The sequence below is a fragment of the Sphingomonas sp. MMS12-HWE2-04 genome (genome assembly GCF_044881185.1).
Classification (GTDB): Bacteria; Pseudomonadota; Alphaproteobacteria; order Sphingomonadales; family Sphingomonadaceae; genus Sphingomonas.
In genome coordinates this window covers 1,204,537-1,223,261 of record NZ_CP173254.1, presented here as the reverse complement: position 1 = coordinate 1,223,261, position 18,725 = coordinate 1,204,537, and the positions used below count along the sequence as shown (strand labels likewise).

The following is an 18,725-nucleotide window of genomic DNA, read 5'->3' as shown; positions in this document are numbered from 1 at the left end:
ATCGTATGACCCTCCAGAACTCATTCAGATCGTTCCGTGTTGAGATCCTTATGCATTTCAACGGGATGACATCAGCTCTTGACAGCGGCCCCATCGCTGTATCGTATTCGGTATACAATTCTCACAAGAAAGAGATATTATGCGGGGTAGCGTAAAGGGATTTCGAACATCGTTGCTGGTCGGTGCCATGATCTGGCCGTGCGTTGCCTTCGCACAATCGGCGACGGACCTGGCGGAGCCGGCACAGGAACAGACGCGGGGAGCGGACCCGATCGATACACCGGAAGCTTCCGGCGACATCATCGTTACCGGATCGCGCATCCGCCGTTCCGCAGCGGACAGCCCTGCGCCGATGACCATCCTTGATACCGCTCAGATCAGGTCTGCAGGGACGCAGCAGATCGCGGATGTCGTCAATCAATTGCCCAGCCTGGCGGTCACCCAGACCAACCAGACCAGCAACCTGAACGGCAATGCCGGCATCAACGCACTCGATCTGCGCGGGATGGGCACTCAGCGTACGCTGGTGCTGGTCGATTCTCGGCGTCAGGTGCCGGCGATCCCTGGCACGTCGGCGGTGGATGTGTCCAATATCCCGTCCAGCCTGGTGGAGCGCGTTGAAATTGTCACTGGCGGCGCCTCGGCGTTATACGGGGCCGATGCCGTTGCCGGCGTCGCCAACTTCATCCTGAAGCGCGACTATAACGGCGTGGATTCCAACTTCCGTTACAGCCAGTCGACGCGCGGCGACATGAATACCTACAGCTTCGACTTGCTCGCCGGTGCGAACTTCGGCGGCGGCCGCGGCAACGTCACCGCTTATGGCTTTTATGAAGCACAGCCCGGTCTAGTTTCGGGTTCGGACCGTCCCTGGACCGCGCGCGGTTATCCCTTCTACACCCGTCCCGCCGGCAGCACCGGCAAATATTACATCTCCGACGGCAATTACAACATCAACACTGCCGATGCAGCGCAGGTGATTCTGAACGGTCAGCTCTATTCGGTGAACAATGACGGATCAGTTCGCAATCCGATCCTGGGGCCCAGTGGATTCACTAATGCTTCGACCGTGGCACTGCGTAACGACGGCCAGACCTTGGGCACGTTGCTTACCGATGGCGGCGAATATAACGGCCGGTACGATGGCTGGCTCCTCAGCGTGCCTTCGGAGCGCCTCAGCGGCCGCATCTCGGCCAATTATGATTTCAGCGATGCCTTCAAGGTCTTCGCTACCGGCACCTATGCGTTCAACACGTCCAAGGCCGGTTTTCTCCAGATGACGTCGTTCGGCAGCGAAGTGGTGCCGGAGGACAGCCCGTTCATCACGCCCGCGATTATTGCGGCGAACGGCGGAACGGTACCTGCCGGCGGCTTGTATTTCGCCCGTCGCTTCATGGAATTACCCCAGCCGCTTACCGAATATCGGCGCAAGATGTTCCAGGCAACTGTCGGTGCGGAAGGCGATTTCTCTCTGCTGGGCAAGAGCTGGAACTATTCGGCTTATTATTCCTACGGCCGTACCCAGCAGAGGGTCCGCGACGTCAATTCGACTGCCTATGATCGCTGGTATCTCGGCCTCGATTCGACCACCGCCCCCGACGGCACCGCAGTCTGCCGCTCGACGCTGACCGATCCGGGCAATGGCTGCGTCGCGATCAATCCGCTGGCGGTGCTTACCCAGCCGATGATCGACTATATCACCTACACCTCGGACTTCTCGACCTCGACGATGACCCAGCAGGTCGCTTCGGGCTATGTTTCGGGCGGGCTGTTCGATCTACCTGGCGGCACGGTGCAGGCGGTGATCGGTGGCGAATATCGCCATGAGGAAAACGATATTGGCGCGATTCCGCAATATGACCCCGCCAACCCAGCCTACGATCCGACGATCGGCATCACGCAGACGGCGCTGGTGGGCAAGTATAGCGTGAAGGAAGCCTATGGCGAGTTGCACGTGCCATTGCTCAAGAACGCGCCATTTTTCGATACGCTGTCGGTGGACGGAGCGCTGCGCTTCTCCGACTATAGCACGGCAGGCACGACGACGACCTGGAAGTTCGGCGGCGAATGGGCACCGATCCGCGACATCCGCTTCCGCGGCACCTATGGTCAGGCAGTGCGCGCGCCCAATATCGGCGAACTATACACCGCCAGCAGCATATCTGGCCTTTGGGTCACCGACCCCTGCAACACCTATAATGTCGCGAACCGAATTGACCGCACCCAATATACTGCGGCCAATTGTGCCGTGCTCAATCCATCCGACAAGACGACGTATTGGCGCTATCAGGACATCATCTCGCGCGGCAATCTGGATCTGGAACCCGAAACCGCCAAGACGCTGACGTTGGGCGCAGTGTTCCAACCACGCTTCATTCCACGCCTGTCGATCGCGGTAGACTATTATAGTATCGATCTGCGCAATGCGATTGACGCTTTTGGTGCGCAGACGATCATCAACAAGTGCGTCGACCAGCCGACGCTCGACAATATCTTCTGTCCGCTAGTGAGCCGCGATGCCGGTGGAAATATCAACACCGTCGTCACCCAAAAGCTGAACCTTTCAAAATATGTCACGCGCGGCATCGATATCGCGGTGAACTACAGCGTGCCGCTGGAGAATTTCGGACTTGGGGCGAAATCGGGGACGATCTCGATCGACGCCAATTATTCGCGTCTGCTGAAGCGCGAATATACGCTGGATCCCGCCGATCCGACCACGATCACCGACTACACCGGTGTGTTCGGTTCGCCGAAGTGGAAAGGCGTGGTTCGGACCAGCTATACCAACGAGAATTACGGCCTCACCTGGACGCTGCGCCACTTCTCGCCGATGCGGCCCACAACAACGACAACGAGCGACCGCTATGAGCACATCTATACGCCAAATGTCTTCTACAACGACTTCTTCGGCTACGTGAAATTGACCAAGAATATCGAGCTTTCAGGCGGCCTCACCAACGCCTTTGATCGCTCGCCGCCACGCATTCCAGGCGCCGAAGCGGGGGGCGCCAATTTTGAAACCAGCTACACCGCAGGGGTCTATGACGTGATCGGTCGGACCATTTTTGTTGGAGTGCGTTTCCAGCGCTGACACAGCGGGTGAGGCCTTTTCCTTTTGAGTAAAGGCCTCACTGAAACGCCTTCAATTTGAGCTAGAGCCCTCCAGCAAGGAGGGCGAAAGCGAGACCGTGCGCTTGAAGCGATTGCTGCCCGATGCGATGCTCGACAATGCGGTGAGGTTGCCTCAATAGCTGGCCAAGCCTGCCGCTCGCCGAAGGGCTGTCGAGGATGTTTTGCGTCAGCAAGCGTGGGGTCTGCGCCACGCTTGGCGTGGATCGATCGACGCACTATGCGCAAAGCGTGGTGATGGTGGCGACCTGCGGTCGCGTCCTCGCGAGATCGCGCTTGAGCGTCGCCGGTTCGGCTACCGGCCGCCTGAGATCATCCTGTCCCGCGAGGGCAGGAATCAGGTTCGCGTCCTGGGCCCTTCCGGGGTTTTCCGGCACCCGTCCAGCTGCCTGCCTCCAGACTGGCACGATCGGCATGCGTTGGCGTCGGCCAAACAGTGCTCTCTCCTGTGACAATATTGGCGCTAATGACGTGCGACCGGCAAAGCGGCCCAACCCATATAAGGAAGTCCTTATATCTTGCTCCCGGGACGGCACGCGCCTACGGGGCGTTCGAGGATTGGGAGATGATCCCAAACTCATGATCGCGCCGGTGCCCGCAAGGGCTTAATTCGGGAACAAGGTGAGGATGGCTTTGCCATCCGAATCCAAGGCTGTCCCTGCAACTGTGAGCGGCGAGCGAGATGTACAGCACGGCGGATTCGCCGGGCGGCCACTGGGGGAACCTGGGAAGGCGTGCATCGAGCCCTGACCCGCGAGCCAGGAGACCTGCCGGCGCAACGGTCGCTCTTGCCTTGTCCAGGGGATGGCACAGGCACGGTATCTCCGTCTGAGCGACGACCAAGCGGCCGGGGCCGCTACGGTGCTGCGTGACAGGCGACCAAGCGCCCGTCGTCACGTTGCGCCGGTCGCTCGCGTGTCGCAGGCGGCAGGACCCGGCCCTCGTTGCAGGTGCGCAGGGGGAATACCCAGAATGAAGACCCGTTTTGTTTCTTTGCTCGCGATCGCCGCTGCTACGCCGGCCTTTGCGCAGACCGACACCCAGGCCGTCAATGACGCGCAAGACGAGATCATCGTCACGGCGTCGCGTTCAGGCGAAGGCGTCGAGGTGAAGAATCTGCCCGCGTCCGTCACCGTGATCGACAGCGCGGCGCTCGATCAGCGTCAGACCCGTATCGTCTCCGATGTGTTGCGCGACGTACCGGGCGTCGCCGTCAGCCGCACCGGCGCCATCGGCAGCCCCACCCAGATTTGCCTGCGCGGCAGCGAGGGCAATCATGTCCTCGTGCTGATCGACGGCATCGAAGCGGCGGACCCCTATCAGGGCGAATATGACTTCGGCACGCTGATCGCCGATCCGTCTGCGCGCATCGAAGTGCTGCGCGGACAGCAGAGTTCGCTCTATGGTTCCGACGCGATCGGCGGCGTGATCAACTATATCACGCTCTCGGGGCGCGAGGCACCCGGCTTCACCGCGCGCGCAGAGGGTGGCTCGTTCGGCACGATCAGCACCGCCGCACGTGCGGCCGGCGTCTCCGGCGACTTTGATTACGCCGTTTCGGGCAGCTGGTATCACACCGATGGCTATCCGACGGCGCGGGGCGGCAGCCGCAACATCGGATCGGAGAGCGTCGGCGCCACCGCCAAGATGAACTGGGCGGCCGCGGCTAATCTCAAGGTAAGCGGCGTGCTGCGTTACAGCTACACTGACGCAGACGCTAACGACAGCGACAGCGACTTCGCCACTCCCAACGACTATCCGTTGTTCGGCTACACCGTCGACAGCCCCGGAGTGCACTTCGTCAACGAAGCGTTCTACGGCCTGCTCAGCGCGGAATTGACCGCGCTGGAAGGCCGCTGGACCAACACGGTCTCGGGCCAGTTCAGCGACACCGATCGCAAGGGCTACCGCGCTGGAGGCATCGATTACGGCGATCAGGGCCAGCGCTATAAGGGCTCGTTCGTGTCGAGCTTCCGCTTCGGCACCGACACGATCGTCCATCGCCTGACTGGCGCAGTGGACTGGGAACGCGAGCAGTTTCAGAACACCACGCCTGGCACCGGATCGCCCTTTGACGCATATCGCGGTCGCCGCAGCACGGATAACCTCGGGTTGGTCGGCCAATATGAGCTGACCGCCGGCGCCTTCACCGGCGGCGCGTCGATCCGCTATGACGACAATAATCGCTTCGCTGACACCACCACCTGGCGCGTCCAGGCAGGCTATCGTCTCCCGACGAACACCCGCGTGCATGCGGCCTATGGCACCGGCGTGAAGAACCCGGGCTATTACGAACTCTTCGGCTATTCGGACGGCAATTATATCGGCAACCCGAACCTCAAGCCGGAGAAGTCGCAAGGCTGGGAAGCCGGCATCGACCAGACCTTCCTGGGCGGCGCGGCCAATATCGGGGCGACCTATTTCGATTCGACGCTGAAGGACGAGATCTACACGACCTATCCGGCGCCGCTCTTCGTCGCCACACCCGCCAACCGCGTGACCGATTCCAGGCAGCATGGCATCGAAGTGTCCGCGAACATCCGGCCGATCCCGCAGGTCCGGCTCGATGCTGCCTATACCCACCTTACTGCCAAGGAGGACAATGTTACCGAGGTGCGTCGCCCGGGCGACATCGCCAGCTTCAATGCGACCTTTGCCAGCAAGGACGAACGCTTCTCGACCACGCTGACGGTGCGCTACAATGGCCGCATGGACGATGTCGCCTTTACCGATCCGAGCTTCACGCCGGTGCGCGTCTCGATGAAGCCCTTCACGCTGGTCAATCTCAACGCCCAATATGCGCTGACCAAGGGCATCTCGGTGTTCGGCCGCGTGGAGAACCTGTTCGATGTCGATTACGAGGAGGTGTTCAGCTTCGCCACGCCCGGCCGGGCGGCCTATGGCGGCGTGCGCGTCTCTTTTTGATGCAAAGGCTCGGCCTGGCTCTCGCGCTGCTGGCCGTAACCGCGCTACCGGATAGCTCCGGTAGCGCGGCGCCGCGCGTTCCGGCCGGCGTCGCCACGCGGAAGCCGCTTCGGGTAATGTCGGTCAATGTATGTACCGACCAACTGGTGCTGGCGTTGTTGCCCCCCGAACGCATCACTTCGGTCACCTGGTTGTCGCGCGATCGCGGCACGTCGCTGATGGCGGCCGAAGCCGGGCGCGTGGGCGTGAACTATGGAATGGCCGAAGAGGTCATCCGCGAGAAGCCCGACCTGGTGATCGCCAGCCCGTTCTCCGCGCCGGCGCTGCGCGGCATGCTGAAGCGCCTCGGTTATCCGATGATCGAGATCGGCGCGGCAAACAGTTTCGACGAGATCCGCGCCTTCACCCGCCAGGTGGCCGCCGCGGTGGGCGAACCCGCACGCGGCGAAGCGCTGATCGCCGAGATGGACCGCAAGCTCGCCGCGCTGGCGCGCGCGCCGCACGCCACCTACCGCGTCGCCGCATGGGATCGGCTCGGCTTCGGCGCAGGCAAGGGCACCTTGCAAGGCGCGATCTTTGAGGCAGCCGGCGCCTACAACATCGCCGCCGATCCGCCCACTTCGGGCTATGGTCACCCGGATGCCGAGGTACTGCTCGAAGCAGCGCCGCCACTGCTCATCCAGGGTGCTCCTGACGTGCCGCAGCCCAGCCTTGGCGACGATATCGAGCAGCATCGCGTCATCCGCCGCTTCTGGACGCGGCAAGGCCGTCTGCTGAACATCCCCCAGGCCTATTATGTTTGCGGCGCGCCGCAGGTCGCGGACGTCGTCGAACAACTTCGCGACCAGATGCACACCGCCGCCGCGCGGACGCACGCCCCCCTTCCCTTTGCAGGAGTGCGGCAATGAACCGCTGGCTGATCCCGGCGCTGCTCGCGACCCTCGCGCTCGCCTCGTCGATTTCGCTGATCTGCGGCACCGTCTGGCTCACGCCGGGTGCGCTATTCGCCGGCATCGCCGATCCCCATCCCAACCTTGCCGCCCTGCTGGTGAACGAGATCCGCCTGCCGCGCCTGGTGCTCGCAATCCTGGTCGGCGCAATCCTCGGCTTGTCGGGCGCCGTGCTCCAAGGCCTGCTGCGCAACCCGCTGGCCGAGCCCGGGCTGCTGGGCGTGACCGGCGGCGCGAGCTTGGGCGCGGTGATAGCCATCTATTTCGGCTTCAGTGCCAGCTTCGTGCTGGCCTCCCCGATCTTCGCCCTGATCGGCGCGATGCTCACGGCGGGCCTTGCCTTTATGGTGGCACGCGGCAGCGGCACGCTGGCGCTGATCCTGGCGGGCGCGGCGATCTCGAGCGTCGCCTATTCGGGCGTCTATCTGGCGCTCAACTTCGCGCCCAATCCCTATGCCGCCTATGAGATCGTCACCTGGCTGATGGGCTCGCTGCAGGATCGCAGCTGGGACCATGTCCAGCTCGCAGGCCCATTCATCCTGTTTGGCGGCGCGCTCCTCCTGCTGACCGGGCGCGCGCTCGACGCGATGGCACTCGGCGAGGCGCAGGCGGAGAGCCTCGGCGTCGATGTCGTCCGAACGCGACTGCTCGCGCTGGTCGGCATCGCATTCGGGGTCGGCGCGGCCACCGCGGTGACGGGCGCGGTGGGGTTTGTCGGGCTGGTCGCGCCGCACCTCGTGCGGCCGCTGGTGGGGTACCGGCCGGGCGGGACGCTCATCCCCGCGGCACTGGCCGGCGCACTGCTCGTCGTCGTCGCCGACATTTGCACGCGGGTCATCCACTTCGGCCCTCCGATCCAGCTCGGGGTGTTCATCTCGATCGTGGGCGCCCCCTTCTTCCTCTGGCTGGTGCTGCACGTCCACAGGAGGACCGCATGAGCGCGCTTCGCTTCGCCAACATCACCGTCGAGCGTGGCGGAAGGCGTATCCTCGATCGCGTCAGCGGCAGTTTCGCCGGCGGCAAGCTGACGGCGGTGATCGGCCCCAACGGCGCCGGCAAGAGCACGCTGCTCCAAGTCGCCGCCGGGCTGCTCAAGCCTGGCACGGGCAGCTTGCACTTCGGCGATCTCGACTTGGCCAGGCTGAGCCGCGCGGCGATGGCGCGCAAGCGCGCCTATCTGCCGCAGCGCGCCGCCGTCGACTGGCCAATCAGCGTCGAGCGCGTGGTCGGGCTTGGCCTCCTGCCGCAGCTTCCGGCGTTCGGCGGACTGCCCGCCACGCTACAGCCGGCGATCGCCCAGGCACTGGAGGAATGCGACATCGCCCATCTGCGCGACCGCCAGGCGACCTCGCTCTCGGGCGGGGAGCTCGCACGGGTCATGCTCGCGCGCGCGATCGTCAGCGATCCCGAGCTCCTCATCATCGACGAGCCGACTTCGGATCTCGATCCGCGCCACGGCATCGATGCCGCCCGGCGGCTGCGCGCGCGCGCCGATGCGGGGCGCACGGTGGTGATGGCGATCCACGATCTGGGCATGGCGCTGCGCTTCTCGGACGAGATCGTTGCGATCCGAGATGGCGCGCTGGTCGCGGCCGGGCCAACCGAGACGGCGATGACCGAAGCGATGCTGGCAGATCTCTACCAGGTCCGGGTTCGCATCGTCCGCGATGCCGATGGCGCGGCGATCCGCTTCCTCGATTGAAGCGCCGGTCGCAGCTAAGTTTACACTAGGTTGACACTGTCCGCACCGCCTCCGCGGTGCCGTATCCCCAGAACAGGTCACGACGGCGGAAACAGGGCGCTGGCAAGACAAGCAGACCAAATCCTACATTGCAAGCCGGCATAAGCGACCGCAGTGTCGCAATCGATTTCGCGATTGTCACGCTGCCGCAACAGAATCGTCGCGGGATTGGAATTATCTTCGCCCACAGCCGCCCCGTTCCGCGTGCAGCAACGCACGCACCAGGGGGGCCATTGTGATACGATTTACTTCCAGCGTGCTCGCGCTCGCCAGCGCACTTCTCGTCGCCAATTCCGCTTATGCGCAAACGGCCGAGACCGAGGTCCGTGACGACGCCGCCGATGAAAGCACCGCGATCGTCGTCAACGCCAAGTCGACGCGGTCCGCAACGGCGATCCCGCAGAGCGAGATCCAGAAGATCCTGCCCGGCGTGTCGCCGCTCAAGGCGATCCAGACGCTGCCCGGCGTGCTCTACATCACTGCCGACCCTTGGGGCTATAACGAGCAGAACGCGCAGATCTTCATCCACGGCTTCGCTGCCAACCAGCTCGGCTACACGATGGACGGGGTGCCGCTGGGCGACCAGAGCTATGGCAATTACAACGGCCTCTCGCCGCAGCGCGCGGTGATCTCGGAGAATGTCGGCCGCGTCGTGGTGGCTGCAGGCGCCGGCGATCTCGCCACGGCGTCCAACAGCAATCTCGGCGGCACGGTCGAGACCTTCTCGTCGAACCCGCTCGACCATTTCGGCATCCAGGCTTCGCAGGCCATCGGGAGCTACGAGACAGCGCGCAGCTTCGTCCGCATCGACAGCGGCACCTTTGGCGGCACCAACTCGGCCTATATCTCGGCGGCGCGCCAGCATGCGCGCGCCTGGGATTTCGAGGGCATCCAGGGCGGCTGGCAGGCCAATGCCAAGTTTGTCCACGACAGCGCGATCGGCAAGCTGACGCTCTATTTCGACTATAACGACATGACCCAGCCGAACGAGGACGCCACCGTCTTCTTCAAGCCGTCGGCGGGCGGCACGGCGACGCCGGTCCAGCTCTACACGCCCTACACCAAGCCGTTCTTCTATCCCGATTTCAGCGGCTATCGGTCCGGATATCTGAGCCCGCTCGGCAATTCGCCGGCGAGCGTGGGCAGCAATTATCGCAACTATTATTCCGATGCGCAGCGCACCGATTATCTCGGCTATGCGCGCTTCGACGCGCATCTCTCTGATCGGATCAACTGGGCGACCACGGCCTATTATCACCATAATGACGGCGCCGGCGTCGTCGCCGGGCCGCTGGGCCAGTCGATCACGACCGCCCAGCCCTATCTCGACCCCAACTATGCCAGCCTGCCGACCAATTGCCGCTTCACCGCCAATAACAACGGCGTCCGTCCGGCCGCCTGCACCGCGTTGACCGACGCCCAGGCGGCGGCTGCCGGCGCGGCGCTGGTAGCAGCGACCGGCGGATCGGGGCTGATCACTCGCACCACCGAATATCGCATCGACCGCGGCGGCGTGGTCTCCGCGATCACCGCCGAATTGGGCAACCACAAGATCGAGTTCGGCGGCTGGTTCGAGCATAACAGCACGACCCAGTGGCGCCGCTGGTATGGCGTCAACGTCAACGATCCGGCATCGAGCACGCCCTATATCCGCCCGCTCGAGGCCGCGCAGCCGCTGTTCACCCAATATCAGGGCGACGCGACGATCAACCAGCTCCAGCTCCACCTGCAGGATACCTGGCAGATCTTCGACAAGCTGACCGTCCAGGGCGGGTTCAAGACCAGCGCGCAATGGGCCGATGGGCGCTATCCCGTCCAGCCCAAGGCAGGCTCGTTGTCCGGCCTCGCCGGCGGACTGCCGCAGGGCAAGATCGACACCAAGAACTGGTTCCTGCCGGCGATCGGCGCAACCTATGACTTCAACGGCAACGAGCAGGTCTATTTCAACGTCCAGAAGAACCTGCGCCAGTATCAGGCCTATCTGGCCGGCGGTGGTGGTCCCTGGTTCACCGGCAGTCAGGCGGCGTTCGATGCCTTTGCCGATCAGGGCAAGCCCGAGACGAGCTGGACCTATGAAGGCGGCCTGCGCACGCGCCGCACCTTCGCGAACGACATCGGGCTCGAGGCGCAGATCAACTATTACCATGTCGTATTCAACGATCGCCTGCTGGCGATCTCGACCAACCCCGGCGGCATCGCCGGCGGCGGGATCACCGGCGGCACCTCGATCCTGGTCAATGTCGGCGACGTGCACACAGACGGCGTAGACGCCGCGTTCACGCTGCGCGTCGGCCGTGGCTTCTCGCTGTACAACGCCACGTCGTACAACCTCTCGAAATATCAGAGCGACTATAACACGGCGGCGATCGGCATCGGCAACGCCACCGACACCTGCATCGGCGGCTATCTCGTCACCGGCGGCGTCGTGCCGACCTGCGGCAAGCAGCTGCCCGGCACGCCCAAATGGATGAACAAGACGGTCGCGACGCTGTCGGTGGGCCCGTTCGAGACGCAGCTGATCGGCGACTATGTCGGCAGCCGCTTCGCCACCTTCACCAATGACGCCAGCGTGAAATCCTATTTCCTGACATCGCTGCGCGTCGCGGCGCGGCTTCCCGAGAACGTCCTGCCGGTGCGCAAGGCCGAGCTCGCCTTCAACGTCACCAACCTCGCCAACAAGAGGGGCGTATCGACCCTGTCGGTTGGATCGGCGACCAACGGCTATTCGGCCTATCCGATCGCGCCGCGCCAGTGGTTCCTGACCCTGTCCGCCGCCTATTGACCTGCCGATATGGTTGCACGCACCCGCCGGCGCTCGAATTCGCGCCGGCGGGTCAGCGCCCTGTCACAATCACATCGCGCCTGAATGACGCAAATAGCTGAGTAAAAAGCCAACATCATCTTCCTCCTTTTCAGCAACTAAGCTGAAATTGGAAAATACAATCTCGCTATTGCGCGTCTCTGCGAAATAGATCAGTTTCATATTTACCTGATGCCTTGGCCCTTGGCCTCAAAGCGTCAGCAGGGTCGCCGTCTTATTCCCTTCGATGGAGTATTCGATGCGCGATTGCGGCCCGGCGATCTTGTTCAACGATGAATCAACGGCGCGACGGCGTGATGCGCCGCTGCACGATACGCGCATTTTAGCCACGGCCTTTGGCGCTTCGTCGGCGTCAACCGACTGCTCCGCCAGCGGAAAATCCCGCCGAGTATGTAGGTACGTTACTACCTTGTTGCCTCGTCGCAACAAACCGCAGGTTCGGCGCCAAAATCGCGATGGGACGCGAAGATTGGCGCTTGCCAGCGTTGTCGGAATCTCCGCATCCTTTGCCTCGACCCGAGCATATCGGGCGGAGGGGGATGCCGAATGAAGGGATATTGGAGCCCGCTTTTTAGCGGACTGTCGCTGCTCGCCTTGATCGCGGCTCCGGCCTTTGCGCAGTCGAACGAGGGGCCGGCTGAAGCCGCTGCGCACAGCGCGCCGGACAGTCCGGAGGACATTGTGGTGACCGCGCGAAAGCGTGCGGAGACGCTCCAGGACGTTCCCATGGCGATCACTGCGGTGACCGGCGCCGACCTCGACACGCGCAACGTGCAGGACGTCAACGGTCTCTACGCCGATGTGCCCGGACTGTTCAGCGCGCCGGGCAGCGTCAACAACAGCGCCGACTACGCCTATCTGACGATGCGCGGCGTGGGCTTCAATGCCGGGCTCGAGCCGGCGGTCGGCGTGTTTCTCGACGGCATGTATCTGCCCCAGCTTGGCTTCGACGCCGCCTTTCTCGATCTGGAGCGCGTCGAGGTGTTGCGTGGTCCGCAGGGCACCTTGTTCGGCCGCAATACCCAGGGCGGCGCGCTCAATCTGGTCAGCCGTCGACCGGGACCCGAGTTTCGCGGCCGCGCGCAACTCGAGGCGGCGGAGCTCGGAACCTTTCGCGGCAATCTCTCGATGAGCGGCCCGATCACCGACGGACTCTACGTTGGCTATAGCGTCGAGCATCGCCGCACCGGCGGCTATCTCCACAATATCGTGCTGGGCGGGATGCAGGACTGGTCCGAACAGACGGCGCTGCGCGGCACGCTGCGCTGGGTTCCGTCCGACGCCATCGAAGTGATGCTGATCGGCGATTACAGCAAGCGGAACTATAATGAGGCCATTCGCGGCGTGCGGCTGGCGACGCACCGATACGAGAGCGTCGTCGATCAGGACGAACCGGACAGCAAGGCGAACCATGGGCTGCAACTGAACGTCACCGCCGAGCTGGGCAGCGGCATCACGCTGACCTCGATCAGCGGCTATCGCGAGTTGAGTTCGGACATCTTTACCGACATGGACAGCCGGATCAGCGTCCAGATCCCGGTCACGCTGCCGGCCTATCCGCCGGTATCACAGACGCCGCAGAGCTTTGCGGGCGCGACGCTCGACATCGACATTCGGCAGCAGTTCAAGAGCCAGGAGCTGCGCCTGAGCGGCAGTGCGGGCCCGGTCGACTGGCTGGTCGGCGGCTATTATTTCGACCAGCACCAGCTTTTCGACCGCTATCGGCGTGTCGGGCCGGGCACCCGCCCCCTGCCCGCCGCACTGTATATCTATGAAAACCACGTCGACGATCGCGACGGCTATGCCGCGTTCGGCCAGGCAAGCTGGCACGTCACCGATGCGCTCGAGCTGACCGGCGGCGGACGCTGGTCGCACGAGGGGGTCGTCGGCACGGGCGATCGCGGCCAGGTGTTCGGTCCGCCGATCAACCAGTTCCAGCCGGTGCCGCGCAACGCGCGCGATACGTTCGAGAACTTCTCGTGGATGGGCTCGGCCTCCTACAAGCCTGCAACGAGCGTGATGGTCTATGCGACCTATGCCGAAGGCTGGAAGGCCGGCGGGATCAATCGCTCGGGCAGCGCCGCGGCCAATGCGCCTTATGGCGACGAAGCTTCCCAGAATTACGAATTGGGGCTGAAGGCCAGCACACACGATCAAGCGCTCGCCCTCAATTTGGCGCTGTATCGCATCGAGATCCACGACGAGCAGGTAACAAACGTCATCCCCGATCCGGGCGGCGGACCGACGCCGGTCACCGTCGTCGAAAATGCGGCGGGCAGTCATGTCAGCGGTGTCGAGGCGGAGCTGTCGGTGCGCCCGATCGACGGACTCAAGCTGCGGAGCTCGGTGTCGTTCTCGCGCTCGCGGTTCGACAGCTTCGTGCGGATGTTCAGCCCGGCGGACAAGACCGACTTTTCCGGTACGCCGTTCGAGAATGTGCCCGAGACAACGGTGTTTGCGGCGGCGGATTACCGGCTTCCGCTGGGCGGCGCGAACGCCCTCGATCTGCACGCCGAATATCAGTTCATCGACTCGATCCTCATCCAGGACAACACCCGCGCCTCGCGCTCCGGCGACCAACTCACTGCGCCGGCCTATGACCGGATCAACCTGAGCGCGAGCATCGACCTGGCCAACGGCCTGCGCCTGACCGGCTATGTCAACAATCTGCTCGACAGCTTCGATTACGCATTTCCGTCCAGCGATCCGCTGATCGGTGGCGATGTGTTCGTGGCCCCGCTGCCGCCGCGCCAATTCGGCGTGCGCGCTTCGGCCAGCTTCTGAGGAGAATCCGATGGCACGCCGTGAACCGCGGACCTACACGCCCTCTCCCCAGGTCCAGGCCGCCTGGCCGGACGCGTCGGGCAATACGATCAACGGGCTGGGCGAGCGGACGCCGCGGCGCGCCTCGCCCTTCTTCTGGCATCCGGCGGACCAACATCCCTTCGGCGCGCTCCAGGCGATCGCAAGCGCCGGCTGCCGGGTCAGCCAGGAAGCCACCGAAGCCTTTGCCGCCGCCAATGCCTATCCGGAACTCGAACCGATCAACCCCGATCGCGTCGAGCGGACGCCCGAAGCCTGGACCACGCTGGCGCGGGATTTCGCCCTCACCCACGAATCGGATTTGTTCGGCGTCACGCCCTTGCAGGACCATTATATCGTCGAGGACTATTCGGTGGACGAGCCGAACGTCATCGTCCTGGGGATCGCGCACGACTATGAAGAGTTGCGCCACGTGCCCAGCAGCCCGGAGAATGCGCGCGGGATCACCGAGGTCGGCCGGCAATATGCGCGCGGGACGCGGACCAGCTACGCACTGGCGAACTGGATCCGGCGCCAGGGCTATACCGCGAAACCCTTTCCCGGGCCCCGCGCATCCTCGCTGCTGCTGATCCCGGCCGCGATCGACGCCGGGCTGGGCGAATTGGGCAAGCACGGCTCGCTGATCAATCGCAGCTTCGGATCGAACCTGCGGCTGGCGGGGATCACCACCGACATGCCGCTGTCGTTCGACCGCCCCGATGATTTCGGCGCCGAGGGCTTCTGCACCAATTGCCAGGTCTGCATCGATGCGTGCCCACCGAGCGCGATCGCCGATACCAAGCAATGGGTGCGCGGGGTCGAGCGATGGTATGTCGATTTCGACAAATGCATCCCCTATTTCGCGGACAATGCGGGATGCGCGATCTGCATCGCGGTCTGCCCCTGGGCCAGGCCGGGCGTGGCGGACAATCTGCTGCTGAAGATGGCGCGCCGACGCGATGCGCAAGCGCCGCAGCACGCCGGTGGAGAGGGGCGTTGAGCCCGCGCCCTGTGCCCGCCGGACGGGTCTTCGGCCTCTGTTTTGTGGCCGGGATGTGCGAGGGGTACGACATGATGGTGGCCGGGGTTGCCGCGCCGCGCTTCGCACCGCTGCTTGGCCTCCAACCGCAACAGATCGGCTGGATATTCGGCGCGGCCGGGATAGGCCTGCTGCTGGGGGCGCTGATCGGCGGCCGGTTGGCCGATCGGATCGGGCGCCGGCCGGTCCTGGTTCTGTCGCTGCTCGTGCTCGGCGTGTTCAGCATCGCCAGTGCGCTGGCGGGCGGTTTGCCGCAGCTGCTCGCCATGCGGTTCATCACAGGGCTCGGGCTTGGCGGCGCGCTTCCCAACATCCTGGCGCTGGTCAACGAGACGAGCCCTCCAGGCAAGACCGCCACCAGGGTGACGATGCTGGGATCGGCGATGCCCTTTGGCGGCGCGTGCCTCGGACTGATGACCGTCCTGGTGCCGGGAATGTCGTGGAAGCTGATGTTCTGGCTGGGCGGGGTCGCGCCGATCTTGGTGGCCGCCGCGTGCCAGCGGTTGCTGCCGACATTTTCGGTGGACGCGACGCGCGGGAACTCGACACCGCGAACGATCGGGTTCGCCCTGGCCGGCGACGCGCGCGGGCTTCCGACCGCGCTGCTGTGGGTCACAACGATCTGCGTGTCGATCGCGGTATCGATACTGGTTAACTGGCTGCCGTCGCTGATGATCGCGCGCGATTTTGCCGGCCCGGCGACGGGCCGGATCGTGATGATGCTGACGCTCGGTGGCGCGGCAAGCGGCTTCGCCTTCGGCGCGCTGGCGCGTCGGCTCGAGGCGGGAATTGTCTATGGCGCGGCCTGGATGGGGATGATCGGCAGCGCGTTGCTGATGCTGGCAGCGGGCCGGTCCGAAATCGCAGCGGGCATCGCTGCGTTCGGCCTCGGCTTCTTCCTCAGCGGCGGGCAGTTTCTGCTCTATGGACTGGTGACGGACCTGTACCCGCATGCGGTGCGGGGTACCGGCACAGGCTTTTTCGTCGGGATTGGCAGGCTGGGCGCCGTGCTCGGTCCGGTACTCGCGGGCGTTTTGCTCGCGCGCAGTGGCGTCGCCAGCGACGCGATCCTCACGCTGCTGCCACTGCTTTTGATCTCCTTCGCGACGATCTGGTGGCTGTTGCGGCGTCGGACGACGGCAACGCGGGCCGCGGGCGCGATCTAACACCTTCAGATGGTGCCCATCGGGCGTTTACGGCGTTAGGAGGACGCCCCGCCTCGGAAAAGGACCACCATAATGAACATTGCCGAACTGATCGCGGCTACCTTGTCCAGCGCGGGCGTGAAGCGGATCTGGGGCGTGACCGGCGACAGTTTGAACGGTCTCAACGAGGCGCTCCGGCACCATGAAGAGATTGCGTGGATGATGACGCGGCACGAGGAGGTGGCAGCCTTCGCCGCGGGCGCTGAAGCAGCGATTACCGGCGAGCTGGCGGTCTGCGCGGGGAGCTGCGGCCCCGGCAATCTCCACTTGATCAACGGTCTGTTCGATTGCCACCGCAACCACGTTCCGGTGCTGGCCATCGCCGCGCACATCCCTTCCTCTGAGATCGGCCTGGGCTATTTCCAGGAGACGCATCCCCAGGAACTGTTCCGCGAATGCAGCCACTTCGTCGAGCTGGTAACCAATCCCCTCCAGATGCCCGAAGTGATGCATCGCGCGATGCGAGCAGCCATCGGCAAGCGCGGCGTGGCGGTGATCGTCGTTCCGGGCGATGTCGCACTGCTGGACGCGCCCGCGGGGGCAACCGCCAACTTCCCGGCGCTGGTGCCGCCGCGCATCGTGCCCGCGGACAGCGAGATCGATCAGCTCGTCCAGCTGCTGGACGATGCCGGCGCCATCACCCTGCTGTGCGGCAGCGGCTGTGCCGGCCAGCACGACGCCGTGGTGGCGCTGGCAGACCGCCTTGGCGCGCCGGTCGTCCACGCCCTGCGCGGGAAAGAACATGTCGAATGGGATAATCCCTTCGACGTCGGCATGACCGGCCTGATCGGCTTTTCGTCGGGCTATCACGCGATGGAAAATTGCGACACGCTGCTGATGCTGGGCACCGATTTCCCCTATCGCAACTTCTATCCGAAAGACGCCCGGATCGTCCAAGTCGATCGCGATCCTTCGCAGCTTGGCAAGCGCGCGCCCCTAGCCCTGGGCGTCGTCGGAGATGTCGGTGAGACGATCGGTGCGCTGCTGCACCGTCTGGAACGCAGGCCCGATCGCCGCTTCCTCGAAAGCGCACGCGCGCATTATCGCAAGACCCGTGAGGGACTGAACGGCCTCGAGCGGGAGAGCCAGCCGGGGCGGCCGATCCATCCGCAATATCTGGCGCATCTGGTCAGCGAACTTGCGCAGGAGGATGCTATCATTACGGCCGATGTCGGCACGCCGACTGTGTGGGCGGCACGGCACATAGCCGTGAATGGCAGCCGCCGATTGCTGTTCTCGGGCAATCACGGATCGATGGCGAACGCGCTCGCCCAGGCGATCGGCGCCCAGGCGGCGTCACCCGGCCGACAGGTCATCTCGCTCTCCGGCGATGGCGGATTCAGCATGTCGATGGGTGACCTGCTCACGCTGCGCCAACTCAAATTGCCGGTGAAGATCGTCATCGTCGACAATGGCGAACTGGGCTTCGTCGCACTGGAGCAAAAGGCAGGCGGCTTCCTCGATCGCAACGTCAAATTCGACAACCCCGATTTCGCCGCGATTGCCACCGCCGCGGGAATCTTCGGCGTGCGCGTCGAGAATGCGGGGGATCTCCAGGCGGCGCTGCGGGCAGCGTTCGAGCATGACGGTCCCGCGCTCGTCGACGTGAAGACCGCATCGCAGGAACTGGTGCTGCCGCCGGCGATCAAGCTGGAACAGGTCAAGGGTTTCAGCCTCTACATGATGAAGGCCATTCTCAACGGCCGCGCCGACGAAGTCGTCGAGCTCGCGCGGACCAATTTGCGGTAGGTGCGCGCCGCTCGGTTTGCGATGCTGCGCCCGGCCCTGGCACTAACGGGATCGGGCGGCCCAGCGCTGCGATATCGCGACGCGATCGAAAATATGCGCGCCCAGCGTCGTGAACAGCGCACCAGGACTGAGGCAGGCCAGCCCCAGCGCCGCCAATGCGAACTCGCCGGGCGTGCAATCATGGGCAGGAACTGCATGCACGCAGTGGACGAGCCTGCTCAGCGCAAGCGCGCCCAGCACGAGCAGGGCCAAGCCGGACAGGCGAAGGGCGATGTCGCGGGTTCGCGATGGGGAAAAACTGGGCATGCCGCGCTCCGTGATTGCGGCACTCCATCTATCCCTCGAACCATAGCGAAACGAG

Annotated in this window: 12 protein-coding genes and 1 riboswitch; of the genes, 10 read left to right on the top strand and 2 right to left on the bottom strand. The window is 64.2% G+C overall.

The window, feature by feature from the left end; all coding sequences use genetic code 11:
* Nucleotides 1–139 precede the first annotated feature (139 nt).
* The 6 genes from AB2M62_RS05410 to AB2M62_RS05385 all read left to right on the top strand — a co-directional run bounded on the left by AB2M62_RS05410 (nt 140) and on the right by AB2M62_RS05385 (nt 11,530).
* Nucleotides 140–3,094, top strand: coding sequence for a TonB-dependent receptor plug domain-containing protein (locus AB2M62_RS05410; protein WP_404338340.1), 2,955 nt, complete (start codon nt 140–142; stop codon nt 3,092–3,094).
* 610 nt (nt 3,095–3,704) lie between these two features.
* Nucleotides 3,705–3,922: riboswitch (cobalamin riboswitch) on the top strand.
* A gap of 182 nt (nt 3,923–4,104) precedes the next feature.
* A complete protein-coding gene (locus AB2M62_RS05405; protein WP_404338339.1) occupies nt 4,105–6,057 on the top strand; it encodes a TonB-dependent receptor plug domain-containing protein in 1,953 nt (650 codons plus the stop codon).
* Nucleotides 6,058–6,173: 116 nt separating this feature from the next.
* On the top strand, nt 6,174–6,965 hold the full coding sequence (locus AB2M62_RS05400) for an ABC transporter substrate-binding protein (RefSeq protein ID WP_404338338.1): 792 nt from the start codon (nt 6,174–6,176) through the stop codon (nt 6,963–6,965).
* Nucleotides 6,962–7,945 carry a FecCD family ABC transporter permease gene (locus AB2M62_RS05395; protein WP_404338337.1) on the top strand — a complete coding sequence of 328 codons (984 nt, stop codon included), beginning with the start codon at nt 6,962–6,964 and terminating at the stop codon, nt 7,943–7,945. Before AB2M62_RS05400 ends, AB2M62_RS05395 begins: the two co-directional genes overlap by 4 nt.
* A complete protein-coding gene (locus tag AB2M62_RS05390) occupies nt 7,942–8,709 on the top strand; it encodes an ABC transporter ATP-binding protein (RefSeq protein WP_404338336.1) in 768 nt (255 codons plus the stop codon). The genes AB2M62_RS05395 and AB2M62_RS05390 overlap by 4 nt, the downstream gene beginning before the upstream one ends.
* A 274-nt stretch (nt 8,710–8,983) precedes the next feature.
* The gene (locus AB2M62_RS05385; RefSeq protein WP_404338335.1) at nt 8,984–11,530 is read left to right on the top strand and encodes a TonB-dependent receptor; all 2,547 of its coding nucleotides are present in this window, start codon (nt 8,984–8,986) and stop codon (nt 11,528–11,530) included.
* 69 nt (nt 11,531–11,599) lie between these two features.
* On the opposite strand, the gene AB2M62_RS05380 is transcribed toward AB2M62_RS05385, so the two are convergent.
* Complete coding sequence (locus tag AB2M62_RS05380) at nt 11,600–11,731, bottom strand: hypothetical protein (RefSeq protein WP_404338334.1); 132 nt, start codon at nt 11,729–11,731, stop codon at nt 11,600–11,602.
* Between the two features lie 384 nt (nt 11,732–12,115).
* Here AB2M62_RS05380 and AB2M62_RS05375 point away from each other — a divergent pair, with 384 nt between their 5' ends.
* The 4 genes from AB2M62_RS05375 (at nt 12,116) to poxB (ending at nt 18,364) form a co-directional block, all read left to right on the top strand.
* Nucleotides 12,116–14,353: a TonB-dependent receptor gene (locus AB2M62_RS05375; protein WP_404338333.1), complete on the top strand. Its 2,238-nt coding sequence runs from the start codon at nt 12,116–12,118 to the stop codon at nt 14,351–14,353.
* 10 nt (nt 14,354–14,363) lie between these two features.
* Nucleotides 14,364–15,371 (top strand): 4Fe-4S dicluster domain-containing protein, encoded by a 1,008-nt coding sequence (locus AB2M62_RS05370; protein WP_404338332.1) that lies wholly within the window; start codon nt 14,364–14,366, stop codon nt 15,369–15,371.
* On the top strand, nt 15,368–16,576 hold the full coding sequence (locus tag AB2M62_RS05365; protein ID WP_404338331.1) for an MFS transporter: 1,209 nt from the start codon (nt 15,368–15,370) through the stop codon (nt 16,574–16,576). Before AB2M62_RS05370 ends, AB2M62_RS05365 begins: the two co-directional genes overlap by 4 nt.
* 72 nt (nt 16,577–16,648) lie before the next feature.
* Complete coding sequence (gene poxB / locus AB2M62_RS05360; RefSeq protein ID WP_404338330.1) at nt 16,649–18,364, top strand: ubiquinone-dependent pyruvate dehydrogenase; 1,716 nt, start codon at nt 16,649–16,651, stop codon at nt 18,362–18,364.
* 42 nt (nt 18,365–18,406) lie between these two features.
* Here poxB and AB2M62_RS05355 read toward each other — a convergent pair whose 3' ends face one another.
* Nucleotides 18,407–18,670: a hypothetical protein gene (locus AB2M62_RS05355; RefSeq protein ID WP_404338329.1), complete on the bottom strand. Its 264-nt coding sequence runs from the start codon at nt 18,668–18,670 to the stop codon at nt 18,407–18,409.
* Between the last annotated feature and the right edge of the window lie 55 nt (nt 18,671–18,725).

Coding starts and splice junctions, on each gene's coding strand:
- AB2M62_RS05410 (WP_404338340.1), top strand. CDS start 140: ATGCGGGGTAGCGTAAAGGGATTTCGAACATCGTTGCTGGTCGGTGCC.
- AB2M62_RS05405 (WP_404338339.1), top strand. CDS start 4,105: ATGAAGACCCGTTTTGTTTCTTTGCTCGCGATCGCCGCTGCTACGCCG.
- AB2M62_RS05400 (WP_404338338.1), top strand. CDS start 6,174: ATGTCGGTCAATGTATGTACCGACCAACTGGTGCTGGCGTTGTTGCCC.
- AB2M62_RS05395 (WP_404338337.1), top strand. CDS start 6,962: ATGAACCGCTGGCTGATCCCGGCGCTGCTCGCGACCCTCGCGCTCGCC.
- AB2M62_RS05390 (WP_404338336.1), top strand. CDS start 7,942: ATGAGCGCGCTTCGCTTCGCCAACATCACCGTCGAGCGTGGCGGAAGG.
- AB2M62_RS05380 (WP_404338334.1), bottom strand. CDS start 11,731: ATGAAACTGATCTATTTCGCAGAGACGCGCAATAGCGAGATTGTATTT.
- AB2M62_RS05375 (WP_404338333.1), top strand. CDS start 12,116: ATGAAGGGATATTGGAGCCCGCTTTTTAGCGGACTGTCGCTGCTCGCC.
- AB2M62_RS05370 (WP_404338332.1), top strand. CDS start 14,364: ATGGCACGCCGTGAACCGCGGACCTACACGCCCTCTCCCCAGGTCCAG.
- poxB (WP_404338330.1), top strand. CDS start 16,649: ATGAACATTGCCGAACTGATCGCGGCTACCTTGTCCAGCGCGGGCGTG.
- AB2M62_RS05355 (WP_404338329.1), bottom strand. CDS start 18,670: ATGCCCAGTTTTTCCCCATCGCGAACCCGCGACATCGCCCTTCGCCTG.